General features: G+C 67.0%; 9 protein-coding genes. 7 read left to right on the top strand and 2 right to left on the bottom strand.

Going from position 1 to position 12,280, the window contains the following annotated elements:
- Positions 1 to 5: 5 nt before the first annotated feature.
- On the bottom strand, positions 6 to 7,760 hold the full coding sequence (locus tag PX52LOC_RS05085; RefSeq protein ID WP_149109072.1) for an RHS repeat-associated core domain-containing protein: 7,755 nt from the start codon (positions 7,758 to 7,760) through the stop codon (positions 6 to 8).
- Positions 7,761 to 8,153: 393 nt separating this feature from the next.
- Here PX52LOC_RS05085 and PX52LOC_RS05080 point away from each other — a divergent pair, with 393 nt between their 5' ends.
- From PX52LOC_RS05080 to PX52LOC_RS05065, 4 genes are all read left to right on the top strand, one after another.
- The gene (locus tag PX52LOC_RS05080; protein WP_149109071.1) at positions 8,154 to 8,888 is read left to right on the top strand and encodes a hypothetical protein; all 735 of its coding nucleotides are present in this window, start codon (positions 8,154 to 8,156) and stop codon (positions 8,886 to 8,888) included.
- 206 nt (positions 8,889 to 9,094) lie between these two features.
- The gene (locus PX52LOC_RS43725; protein WP_390637621.1) at positions 9,095 to 9,316 is read left to right on the top strand and encodes a S49 family peptidase; all 222 of its coding nucleotides are present in this window, start codon (positions 9,095 to 9,097) and stop codon (positions 9,314 to 9,316) included.
- Positions 9,249 to 9,560, top strand: a complete 312-nt coding sequence (locus tag PX52LOC_RS05070) for a S49 family peptidase (protein WP_168218811.1) — start codon at positions 9,249 to 9,251, stop codon at positions 9,558 to 9,560. Before PX52LOC_RS43725 ends, PX52LOC_RS05070 begins: the two co-directional genes overlap by 68 nt.
- A gap of 13 nt (positions 9,561 to 9,573) precedes the next feature.
- Positions 9,574 to 9,885: a hypothetical protein gene (locus PX52LOC_RS05065; RefSeq protein WP_149109069.1), complete on the top strand. Its 312-nt coding sequence runs from the start codon at positions 9,574 to 9,576 to the stop codon at positions 9,883 to 9,885.
- Positions 9,886 to 9,937: 52 nt separating this feature from the next.
- On the opposite strand, the gene PX52LOC_RS05060 is transcribed toward PX52LOC_RS05065, so the two are convergent.
- Entirely contained in the window at positions 9,938 to 10,669 is a 732-nt protein-coding gene (locus PX52LOC_RS05060) for a hypothetical protein (protein WP_149109068.1), read from the bottom strand.
- A 224-nt stretch (positions 10,670 to 10,893) separates the two neighbouring features.
- Between PX52LOC_RS05060 and PX52LOC_RS05055 the strand changes: the two genes are divergently transcribed.
- The 3 genes from PX52LOC_RS05055 to PX52LOC_RS05045 all read left to right on the top strand — a co-directional run bounded on the left by PX52LOC_RS05055 (position 10,894) and on the right by PX52LOC_RS05045 (position 12,179).
- Positions 10,894 to 11,244, top strand: a complete 351-nt coding sequence (locus PX52LOC_RS05055) for a hypothetical protein (protein WP_149109067.1) — start codon at positions 10,894 to 10,896, stop codon at positions 11,242 to 11,244.
- Positions 11,245 to 11,496: 252 nt separating this feature from the next.
- Positions 11,497 to 11,718: a hypothetical protein gene (locus PX52LOC_RS05050; RefSeq protein WP_149109066.1), complete on the top strand. Its 222-nt coding sequence runs from the start codon at positions 11,497 to 11,499 to the stop codon at positions 11,716 to 11,718.
- Positions 11,719 to 11,912: 194 nt separating this feature from the next.
- Positions 11,913 to 12,179, top strand: coding sequence for a hypothetical protein (locus tag PX52LOC_RS05045; RefSeq protein WP_149109065.1), 267 nt, complete (start codon positions 11,913 to 11,915; stop codon positions 12,177 to 12,179).
- Positions 12,180 to 12,280: the final 101 nt, after the last annotated feature.

Below are 12,280 nucleotides of genomic sequence, written 5' to 3'. Positions count from 1 at the left end.
TTTATTTACTTCCAATCTTTTGGAAGTTTCGGATCAGGCCCATTAACTTTATATATCGTATAGCCAGATTTGGCGTTAGCCGCAGGTGCAGCCTGGATGCAATATTTAAACGTGGCTGTGACCTTGGATCCGTCTGTTCCTTCCGCTGTTATGCGGATTGCGACGTATTGGGTGGTCCAGTCTAAACCGACTGGTATATCCGTCTTGTCATTAAATCCAGGAAAGCCGGGAGCATCCACATAAACTAATGTTTTGTCATCGGATTCGGCCAATGCATTATTTGGATTGAAGAAGAAATCCTTTTCACCGTCAGTTGCCATGTCCATAGTCGCAGGGTCACCCTTTTTCCACACATTGACAGCTTTGAAAAGGTCGTTAAGGTTCAGCAGCTCTCTGTCTTTTTTTGCTTGGCCTTTTCGACTGACCGTCCCTTCAACTTGTCCGCCTAATGAGTAGGCCCGCAACATATATATCTCTTGTTTAATCACTTTTGCATTCTTAATGGTATCTCCGCAGTCCACATCGGCATTGATGGTAACTTTGAATCCATAGCTCAAACGAGGTAAATTTTGTGGAGACAGGCCGTCAGCCTTCCCAAGTTGGACTGGAACCGATTTATTTATAAGCTTAGTGTTTGCACCTTCAGATTGGTCAGTAACCGCAATGCTAAGAATCGTGACCTTAAGCCCGAACGGATCCAAGCTTGCTAGTGGATTTTCCGACTCGTACCTGTACAGGTTCGTTGAACCTCCATCATACTCGATCGGATCATTCGTTGTCCACTGCCCCAGCGTCGGCGAGTAGTCCCGGTTCCTGAAGTAATACAGCCCGCTCACCCCGTCCAACCGCCCGCCCTGGTGCAGGTACTTCCAGTCGTAGGCACCGCTTCCGATCGTGGTCCAACTGGCGTTCATCACTGTGACCGAGCCATATGGGTCATAGGCGTACCGCTCCAGCACGGCCCCGCTGCCGTCGGTGACGGCCGTCACGTTGAAGTTGGCGTCCTGCTGCACCCACACCCGCTCATCCAGCGTCCCCGGCGTGGTCGTCGCCCGATCCCGCAGGACCATCGCGTCGACGTACACCGGACTCCAGACGTACCGGGCCGTCGTGCTTCCGGAAACCCGCTCCTCCAGCACCTGCCACCCGGCCGAGTAGTACAGGTCCGTCGTGGTCCCGCCCACTTTCTCCGCCACCCGCCGGTTCAGGGCGTCATAGGCGTAGGTTTTGAGGGTCGTCCCGCCACTGTTTTTCACCGCCACCATGCGGTTCCAAGCGTCGTACACGAACTGCCGGCCCGTCTCGTCCGTCGTCATGTTCCCGTTCGCGTCGAACGTCGGCGTCGTCGCCCCGCTCACGGACGTGATCTCGTTCTGCGCGTTCGCCGTCCGCGTCTGCGGCGTCCCGCCGTCGGTCGTGACGGCGTCCATGTTCCCGACCGCGTCGTAGTCCCACGCCTGGGTGTGCGACCCGCGGGTGAAGTCGGCGATCTGGTTCATCCCGTCGTAGCTGTACGCCTCGTTGAACGCGGAGTTGACGCAGTTGCCCTTGGTCAGCCGGTTGCCGTCCCGGTCGTACGTGTACGTTAACCGGTCCGTGCTCGCCGTCCCGTCCGTCCAGTTCTGGTCCACGATGCGGCCGAACGAGTCGAGGCCGACGTACTGGTCCCCGCCGGCTCCCGGCCCGGTGCCGAGGAACGTCAGGTCCACGCTCGGCTGCGGGTGCCCCCGCACGACGACCGTGCCCAGCCCGAGGTAGTCGTACGTTTCCAGTGTGCCGCTCGAATCGGAAAGGGAGGACAGGCGACTAATACCACTATTTAACCCGGACGAGTAGTTGTAGGTCAACACGTAACCGCCCGGGTACGTCATCGACGTGAGCCGGGAGTGGTTCGCCCCGCCCGCCATTTCCGAGTAGGCGTACTGGACGCCCGGCGTCGTCGACGTGTTGACCGCCCCGCCGTGCGCCTGCCACTCGTCCGTCATCTGGCCGAGGCCGTTGAACGTCCGCTCGACCTGGGTCACCACGCTCCCGCCGGACGCCGCGTCGTAGGTCGTGAGTAGGTAGGCGTTCCCTTGCGAATCGTACGCCGTCTCGACCCGCCGGACGGCCCCGTCGACGCCCGACCCGAGCGTCGTGACGGCGTCCGACACGACCCGGCCGAGGGCGTCGTACGTCAGCGTGTGGGTAGTCCCGTTGCGGTCCGTCGATGTGACCGGCTGGCCGAGGGCGTTGACCGTCACCACCTCCTGCTCGCTCGAACTGGCCGCGCCGGTGCTCGGGTCGGGCCACCGCGTCGCGCCGACGACGTCGTTGGACGTGATCGCCGACCCGCTCCCGGCCGTAACGCCGTACTCCCACGCCGTCGTCTGCCCGCCCCCGCCCGTCAGCCTCGCCGTCAGGCTGGTCATCCCGGCCGGGCCGTAGGCGTACTCGGTCGTCTTGTCGTCCGCGTCACTCACCACCCCGTTCACGTAGTTCTCGACCGTCTTCGTCGTCCGCCCGAGGTCGTCGTACAGGGTGCGGGTGACCAAACCCCGCGGGTCGGTCGTCTCGTACGCCCTGCCCGCCGTGTCGTAGGTGACGCTCGTCACCAGCACGCTATCGCTGCGGGAGGGCACGCTGCCCGGCCGCGTCCACGCGCTGCCCCCGTTCGTGCCGACGTCGACGGACGCCACCGGCCGGTCGGCGAGGTCGTAGTAGGACCCGGCGTAACTCACCCGGGCCTTCGCCGTCCCGGACGAACTGGCCGGCGTGCCGAGCGCCCCGGTATCCGTGGCGTCGTGGAAGCGGTCGCGGTGGACGGACACGAGGGCGTTCCCGTCGGCGTCGTAGGTCATTTCGTCTTGCGAGAGGACGGTGTCACCCGTCACGTCGTCGGCGTCCCCGTACCCCGAGTCCCCGCCGCCGTCGGTCGTGTAGCTCACCGTCGTCCGGCCGATACCGTCGTAGCTCATCTTCTGGACAAGGCCGCCGGGTGAGGTTGATTTGATGACCTGGCCGCGGACGTCGAACCACGTGTTCGACTGGAGGGTGTAACTCCCCACGCTGCCGCTGGACGGGTCCACTGAGTAGACATCGCTACGGTATGCCCGGCCGAGTTCGTCGTAGGTCGTGGTCGATTGCGCCCTCAATAGGCTGCTGCTCGGGGCGTTCGGCACGCCGCCGGTCGACGTGACCGTCACCCCGTCGCCGTCGTAGGTCCGCGTCTTCGTCACCTCGCCCAGGTTGTCGTAGTCGGCGTAGGAGATCGGCCGGTTCACGCTCGTGGACTCCGTCGCCTCCACGCCCGTTTTCACCGCCACGGCCCGGTCCCGCCAGTCGTAGAACGTCTCCGTCACGCGGTCCGCCGCCCCGCCGCCGGGGAAGTGCGTCACCTTCGTCACGTTCCCGTCCCCGACCCCGCCGCCGTCGTACTCATATTCCGCCACCTTCACCATGTTCGTGCCGGTCCGGTTGGCCGTGGACCAGTACCCGGTCGTTGGCGTGTCGTCCGTCCCCACCCACACGCTCGTCACGCGGCCCATGCCGTCGGACTCGGTCCGGGTGATCGTCCCGGCCGCCGACACCTGCTTGTTCACCCGCCCTTCCTGCTTCCCGTACCCGGTCGTCGTCCGGTAGTAGTTCGTGTTCAAGGTGCCGATGTCCGCCGCCGTCGAGTACGTCACCCCGGTCAGGTCGAAGTAGCTGTCCGCGTGCGTCACCTGGCCGGCGTCGTTGCGGTAGCTCCGGGACAGCGACTCCAGGCTCCCGACGGCCTCGGCCCCCGTCGGCCGGCCGCCGCTGACCGCCGGCGTGGCCGACATCGTCAGCGACTCCGTGTACCCGTGAGCCCGGTCGTCCCGACTCACCGAAATCGGCCCGGTGGGCAAGTCCGTGGTGCTGTCCCACGCGGGGTAATACCGGACCTCGTGGGCCGCGTCGTCGTACACCGTGTAGTCCACCCGTCCGCCCGGCGACGTCGTCTTGGTCACCCGGCCCTTGCCGTCGACTTCGTATGCCGTGACGAGGTGCAACCCGCCGCCGGTCGGCGTACTCCACCCGGACGGCAGGTCGGCGAAGTCGCTCGTTTGCGTCGTGTCCACGTCTTGAATTGACTTCACCGCCGCCCCGGTGACCGGATCGTATTCGGTGTACGACAGGAACCCGGCGGGGTCTTTCGCCCAGGTCGGCCGGCCGTATTCGTCCATCACGACGGTCGAACTGGTGGCCGCGTTGGGGCCGTTCTGGCCGGTCGTGACCGTCGGGAGCGTCGTCGTGACCGATTGGGCCTGGGCCGTGCCGGAGAACCACGTGTAGGCGTACGCCGTCGTCCGCCCGCCGGTCCCGTCGTCGTTCGCGTACACCGTGTCGGCCGCGACCGTCGCGGCCGTCGCGTCCCCGTCCGTGTGGGCGTAGTAGGTGGTTTCCCCCTGCGGGACCGGCGTCCCCGTCTCCCCCTGCTGGACCGCCCGGCCTTCGAGGAACCCGGCCACCCCGCCGGCCGTCGTCTCCCCGGCCGTCGTCGCGGCGTAGTACGACTGGGTCTCGATCAGGCCCGCGGCGTCCCGGAGGTACTCGGCGTTCCCGCTCACGAAGTGGACGAGGTCCGGGTAGCCGTCGCTGTACCCGCTGACGGCCGACGGGTGGGCGGTCAGGGCGAGCCGGCCGCCGTCGAACGCCGGCCGGGCCGGCCCGGACCCCGAGTCGCTCCCGCTCCCGGACTCGCTCCCCGACCCGGATTCACTGCCGCTGCCCGACCCCTCGCCCGAGCCCGTCCCCTCGTCGTACCGGTAGTACGTGACCCACGGCCCCGTCGTCCCCGAGGCGGACCCGGACTCGCTCCCACTGCCCGACTCACTACCACTGCCGGATTCGCTCCCCGAGCCACTTTCACTCCCCGACCCGCTCTCACTGCCGGACCCGGATTCACTCCCCGACCCCGACCCGCTCTCGCTGCCACTGCCGGATTCGCTCCCCGACCCCGACTCGCTCCCAGCCCCCCCGCCCGCGCCGCTCCCGCTTGGCTCCGTGTGGGCGGACAACATGACTTGGCCGAACACGTTCGTGTACACCGTGTTCGTGCCTCCGTCCGGCAACGTTTCCACCGTCTTCGTGTGCCAACTGTTGAACCCGTCCGGGTTGTAACTCGTCGTGTAGGCGTACGTGTACGCCCCCTGGCCGCCCGAGCACGCCGAGCACCCCTGCCCGCTCGACACGATCTTCGTCACCCGGCCCGCGACGTCGTACTCCAGGTAGTCGTCCGCGACCGTGGCCACGTCCGTGGCACTCGCCCCGTCGACGTCGCCGTCCGTCCCCCCGCTCGCCGCCTTCAGCCGGGCGTACGCGGCCGGCCCGACGGAATATTGCAGTCCGCCCGCGTACCCGATCTGGTGCGTCCCGACGTCGTACGTGGTGGCCGTGTAGTACCGGTAGTACCACTGGTCCAGGACCGCCCCCGCCCCGTCCGTCACCGTCGCCCGCGTCAACGACCCCCACGCCCCGACCGGCTTCCCGCCCCCGTCCACCGTCTCCACGTACTCGTACGCCGTCGCCTGGACGGTCGCCCACGCCCCGCCGTTCGTCCGCTCCCGCACGGTCACGGACGCCTTCTGCGGGGCCCACCGGCCGAACGCCGTCGCGTAGACGGTGACGGCGGACACGGTGACGGTGTCCGCCCCGACGGCGTACGTCTCCTGGACCTCGGTCGGCCGGCGGTCGGCGTCCCACGCGACGACGGCCGCCGTGTGCCCGCCCGCGTCCGTCGCGGACAGGAGTGATCCGACCTCGGCCGCCGCGCCCCCGTCGAACCCCTGGAACACGCTCGCCATGCCGTCCGGCGTCGTGACCGTGAACGTGTCCGCCCCGTCGTCGTACGCGGCCGTGGTCGTGCCCCGGTACTCGCCGCCGTACGTCGGGTAGTTCCCGTGCGCGTCGGGCGTGCCCTGTCCGAGCAGGTAGACCGGCTCGCCGGTGCCCGTGTTGACCTGGAGGCCTTCGCCGGTCGGGAGGATGTGGGCGCTGCCCAGGTCCTGCCACCCGGTCGCGGCCGACCACCCGCTGCGGCCGCCGGCGACCGCGCCCACGGCCGCAGCGGCATCGGGGAGGCCGGCCAGCGGGTCCGGGCCGGGGATCGCCACCTGCCCCGACCCGTACTTGACGCCGCCCGTGCCGCCCAACCCCGGAGCCGTCCCCCCGCCGGTCCCGCTCGCCACGAGCTTGCTCGCCGAGCAGTCGCACCCGATCGTCACGGGACCCCACACCTCGAACGTGATTTCGCCGGAGTTCGGGTAGAAGTGCGCGTCCCCGGAGTAGTCGGCGAAAATGTGGTACTCGTCGTTGGTCGTGGTCGGGTTCCGCATGCGCGGGAGGCCGCCGGGAATAGTGATGGGGATCACTTCGACCCCGGTGAGCGGGTCGGTGGTCCCGGTCCCGAGTTCCACCGACCCGGCGTCGTAAGTGTACGCCGGCTCCGGCGGCGGGTCGGTGACGTTGGGGTCGATCTCCGTGTGGAGGTAGACGTGGACCTTCCCGGTCGGGACCACCGACCCGCTCGGCGGGCCGACGCGAACGAGGAAGTGGAGCGGCGTGCCCGGGGCCGGGGTCGTCGGGGCCGAGCCCGTGGTGTCCAAGCTCACGGCCACGTCGATCGACTCGCTGGGCGGGTCGTTGCTGGCGGCGACGTACAGGCCGCCGGTGAACGCGCTCCCGAACGGCGTGTACGGGCTCATCGGCGTCGAGAGTTCGGTGAAGTCGGCCCCGGAGAACACCCTCAACTCGCCCGTCACCCCGTCACCCGTCCCGACCACGACGTCGGCATTCGCGTCTTCATTCACGTATGCGGTCGAAACGCGGACGCCCGCCGTCATCCCGGACCCGAACGGCGAGAGGTCCCCGGCCACGGCCCCCGTCGCCCCGTCGAACACCTTGACCTCGGCGGCCATCCCCGGCCCCGACCCGACGACGATGTCGGGCACGCCGTCCCCGGTCACGTCCCCGGTCTTGAAGTCCGTCCCCACGTCCACGCCCCCGGCGAACGACGGGTCGAACGCCAGGAAGTCCCCCCGCGGGCCGGCCAGCATAGTGCCCGTCGTCACGTCGAACACCCGCACCTCGGGCGACCCGCCCGGCCCGGCCCCGACGACCAACTCCGCCTTCCCGTCCCCGGTGAAGTCGGCCGCCGCCACCGTCGCCCCGCCCCGGAACTCGGGGGCGAACGCGAAGAAGTTGGCGATCAGGTCGCCGGTCTTCCCGCTGAACGCCTTGACGTGCGGCCCGCCGCCGACGCCGGCCGCGGTGATCACGTCCGCCCACCCGTCCCCGTCCACGTCCCCGCTCGCCACGTACACGCCGCCGGTGAACGACGAGTCGTAGGCGAAGAAGCTGCCGAGCGGGCCGGCGATTTCCGCCCCGGTCCGAGGGTTGAGGACGCGGACCCGCGGGCCGCCGCCCGGCCCGGCCGCGGCGATCAGGTCGGGCAGGCCGTCCCGGTCCACGTCCCCCGCGGCCACCCGGACGCCGCCGGAGAACGTCGCCTCGAACGGTTGTTCTTCGAACTGAAGTTCGCCCGTGTCCGCTTGGTACGAGCGCACCAAGGGCGGGGCCCCGCTCCCGGCCCCGGCGAAGATGAACGGCAGGGGGAGGGGACGGCCGTCCGGGACGAGGCGGTCTTCGAGGGCGGTGAGGCCGAGGGGGGAAGTCTTGCGCCGGCGAGGGGCGAGGAGGGCGTCCCAGAAGCGGTCGGTTCGGGCCAGCCACCGGGCGAGGGTCGGGCGGATCACGGGAACGTCCTTTCGCAAGGCGTGGGCGCACCGGGGCCGCGGCGCGGGGGCCGGGCGGGTGCGGTGGGGAATCGAAACCAGGTGCGGAACGGTTCTTCGTCGGGAGAGGTCCGCCGTGACCGTGAGATGTCCGATTGAGGATCACCGTCCGTGGTGAGTCCCAAGGTGAGGGGGTGATGGTAATTCGGACAGTTGAGGAACGCAACAGAATTTGTGTCGGAAAATCCGAATTATCCCTCGGGCTTACTTTCCCGTCAAAATCCACCCGCTCACTCCCGAGTGACTATACTGTACATATTTACAAAACGCAAGCGGTGGGGGAGAAATTTTACCGCCCCAGCCGACGACGTTCGTATTGTTGACACCCTCCGTCCGCCCCCATTCGGAGTCCCCATGCCCGCGCCCGACCGTTGCGTCATCCTCGTCCCCGTCGGCGGCCCGATCGACCCCGGGTGCGAGGACGGCCTCCGCGAACTCGAGCGCCGCGGGCACCCCGTCCGCCGGGTCCGCGGGTACTCGGCCATCGACGCCGCCCGGTGCCAGATGGCCACCGACGCCCTCGCCGATGGGTTCGAGGAGTTGATGTGGGTGGACAGCGACGTGGCGTTCGACCCGAACGACGTGGAGAAACTCCGCGGGCACGGCCGGCCGTTCACGTGCGGCCTGTACCCGAAGAAGGGGCCGCGGCAGTTCGCCGCCGCCTTCCTGCCCGGGACGAAGACCGTCCGGTTCGGCCGGCACGGCGGTCTCGTAGACATCCTGTACTGCGGGTTCGGGTTCACCCACACCCGACGAGAAGTCTATGAGGCGGTGCGGGCGAAACTGGCCTTGCCCCTATGCAACCTCGGGTTCAAGAAGCCGCTCGTGCCGTACTTCTGCCCGCTCGTGGCGGCCGACGACCGGGGCCGGCCCTGGTACTTGGGCGAGGACTACGCCTTCTGCGAGCGGGCCCGGCAGGCGGGGTTCGTCGTCCAGGCGGACACGTCGATCCGCCTGTGGCACGTCGGCAGTTACAAGTACGGGTGGGAGGACGCCGGCCGCGACGCCCAACGGTTCGCCGACTACACCTTCCACCGCAACACCGACGACGTGCAATCGTCGGGCGATCCGTCGGGCCGTCATCCGTAAGTCGGGGTGGCGTTCCGCGGGCGATGATTCGACCCGCTTGGAGCTGACCGTCGAACGCGCTCGACGGCGTGGACGACGCTCGGGGACAACGGGCGATACCGCTTCCGTTTAGCTGGCGTGTCCGAGACCGCGGGTCAACCACTCGCCATGCGGGAGCGGAATCGCACCGTTGCTTCCTCTAACAGACCAATGGCGCCAGCGGCGTACTGGTTCGGTTCGGCTCGGCTGCAGATGAGATTGTGTCGGCCCCGTCGGCGTTGACCGGCAGTATTGGCGCAGTGGCCATCCACACGGATCAGAGCCCGTCCAGCGCAAAGGCCGGCATCGAAATCCAATACATGCACGCGGGGAAAACACAACGTGGAAGGCAACTCCAATCAGCCGTTGGGCGGCGAGGCGCGAGCGGCCATCCAACAGACGATCGGTGACTTCTACGCGCAGTTCGTCGGGGGCGTGGCGAAGGCCCGGCGGATGACGGCGGCGGCCGTGCGAAGTGGCTACGGCGAAGGGCGGGTTTTCACGGCCGAGCGGGCGCGGGCGGCGAAACTCGTGGACCGTGTAGAGACGCTGTCCGCCCCGCTCGCCCGAATTCCTTCGTACGATACAAAATCGATCCGGCGGGCTCGGAATGCTGTCGTGGGCGGTGCACTTCGTCGGAGTGAATTGCCCTGAATGGATGCGCATCGTGAGCAACGAACCCCAGCCGAAGTACATGAAACCGTCGCAAGCCGCCGCGCATTGCTCGGTGTCGGCGAAGATGATCAACCACTGGATCTGCAAGGGCGTGCGGATCGAAGGCCGGTTGATCAAGCTCCGCGGCGTGGCGTTCGGCGACCGGTTCCGCGTCACGATGGAGGATCTGGAGTTCTTCCGCGACGAGTGTACCCGGGCCAAACTCGGCGAACTGGAGTGGCCGCCGCCGGAGACGGACAGCGAAGTCGAGCGGCGGTTCCGGCGGGAGAATGAAGAGCTTCAGCGGAGGCTGGCTGAGTGGTAAGCCGGCAGGGTGCGAACGCAACACCGGCCGGCCTCAGTTCCCCCGCAGACAATCAGTGGAGAACTAACGCATCCGCGCCGAGGACGATCTGAATGATGTCCAGGTTGTCCAGGCCCTGGAAGAAGTCTACCGGCTCGTCGGTGTTCGTCTGCTGTTGCGCCTCGACGATCATCGTGTTCCGGACGTCGTCGTCGCTCATCGCCTTCAACGCCGCGTCGTCCCGGATCTTCGCTTCGCGCAGGAACACGAGCGCCGCGCCCGCCCCGCCCAAGGTCTGATCGCTCATCGCTTGGTAGTGGCTCACGGGCTGGTTCGAGAGTCCGGCCAGGGTCACGATCAGTGTGTTCCGCTGGTCTTCCGCGCTCATGGCGAGCAGTTCCGCCATCGTGCGAAACCGGCCGACGAGCAGCGCGCCGCGGATGAACGAACGGTCGCTTCCCAGCCCCAAGAGGGCGAGGTTCAGGTCCGTCATCCCCTGAAGCGTCGGGACGGGGGTACCGGTCTGGGCGTGCATCGCGACGATGAGCGTGTTCCGGACGTCGTCGTCGGTCATCGCCTGCAGTTCGGCGTCGGTCCGGCCCTTGGTTTCCCGCAGGAACGTGCGCGCCGCCCCCACGCCGCACAGGTCCCAGACGTTCATCGCTTGGTAGTGCGAGACGGACTGGTTCGACAGGCCGACGAGGGTGGCGATGAGCGTGTTCCGCTGCCCATCGTCGAACATGCGGTTCAACTCGAACTGCGTGCGAAACCGACCGGCCAACAGGATGCCACGGTAGTAGGACATGGAATTCCTTGAAGTCAGAGTGAGACGTGTCGATCGGGGAGTGGCGGGGCGAGAGGGCCCCACCGTTCTCCCACCCGCCTTACGGCCCATCCCGTCGCGTGGATTCTTGCGCCGCGGTTGTCGGGCGAAAAATGCAGGTGGACCGTAACCGACATCGACGCGGCCGAGGCCAGCATGATAATCGGCAGCAGTTTGTACCCGTGCGGTGAACGGAAGGAGTGCTCATGGACGAGATCAAAGCGAATGAGCCCGATCTGATGTCGCTGGCCGAGGTGGCGCGACGGTGCAAGGTGGCCATGATGACGGCGAGATCGTGGCCGAAGGGCATCCGCGTCGGCGGGGAGATCGTGAAACTCCGGTGCGTCGTCATTGGCACGCGGGCGAGGGTGTCCGAAGCGGACCTGAAGCAGTTCCAGGTGGACTGTCACAAGGCCATGTTCGGTGAGGAGCCGACCACGTTCGAAACGCCGGCGCAATTTGCTCGGCGTACTGAGGAAGATATTCGGCAGGCGAGGATTTTGTTAGGTGACGATCCGGACTCGCTACCGCGGCCGCCTCGCAAGAAGCGGGCTTAGAAAACAGGGGCCGGCGTGCCGGAGCGCCAGCCCGCGCCTGCTCTGCGTACCCGACCTGAACGCGCTGACCGGGTTAAGGCGGGAGACTACGTCGTCCCCTGCGAACAAAAAGGAACTCCCGTGCACGAGACTAACGAGATTGTGCCTCCCGACCTGATGTCGCTGGCCGAGGTGGCGCGACGGTGTGGGGTCGCGCTGATGACGGCCCGCTCATGGCCCAAGGGAATCCGAGTCGGGAGGCAGATCGTTCGTATGGAGTGCTACGTCATCGGCACCCGATGCAAGGTCAGCGAGGAACAACTTCTCCAGTTCCAGGCGAACTGCCACAAGGCGATGTTCGGCGATGCTCCGCCCATGCAAGAGACGCCGTCGCAGGAACAGCGGCGGATCAAGGCGGCCGGCGAGCGAGTGAGGAAGATGCTCGACTGTGATCTTGATGCGCCGCCCCGGCCGAGACGCAGGAAGTCTGCCTGATTCACAGGCGGCTGGCAGCGTGAGCCACCAGCCGCTCGTCAGTGATTTCCTTTCGGCCGCCAATGGTGGAATCACTTTTTGGGTACTCGTCCCTTCTTTGGTGACTCCTCTTCGTCGAAAAAGAAGCCGCATCCAACCTGCAGCGGGCCGCATAGCCCGCTGATTGTTTCCATCGTGGGATTCAACTTTCGGCCTTGCTCAAGTGCTTCAACGGCGAGCACTGCGGAGACAGCGGGCGGCCGGCATCCGTCCGATTCTGCGAGGCGATGGAGTGGGACCGGATCGTCGGCGAGGTGGCCGTGATGCTCCTGACGTGGCCGCGGTACGCCCCGCAGACGCCGGAAGGGTTGGCGGAAAACCCCGGGCCGGCCACGGCAGAAGCGATCGCGACGGCCACGAGTTGGAGCGTGCTAGATGTCCGGGAAGCGATCGCGGAATTGCGCAAACAGACGGTGGGGTGAAGGTGGCCCTTCATCGGTCCGAGAGGAATGTTAACGCCGCTCGCAGGCTTGGGGTAGGCCCCGGGCGTCTGCGAGCGGCGTCGTTGGTTCGGCGGGCGACT

It is taken from the genome of Limnoglobus roseus (assembly GCF_008254045.1).
Taxonomy (GTDB): Bacteria; Planctomycetota; Planctomycetia; order Gemmatales; family Gemmataceae; genus Limnoglobus; species Limnoglobus roseus.
Note: the sequence above shows the minus strand (reverse complement) of the source record. Positions and strands in the feature narration are given on the sequence as shown.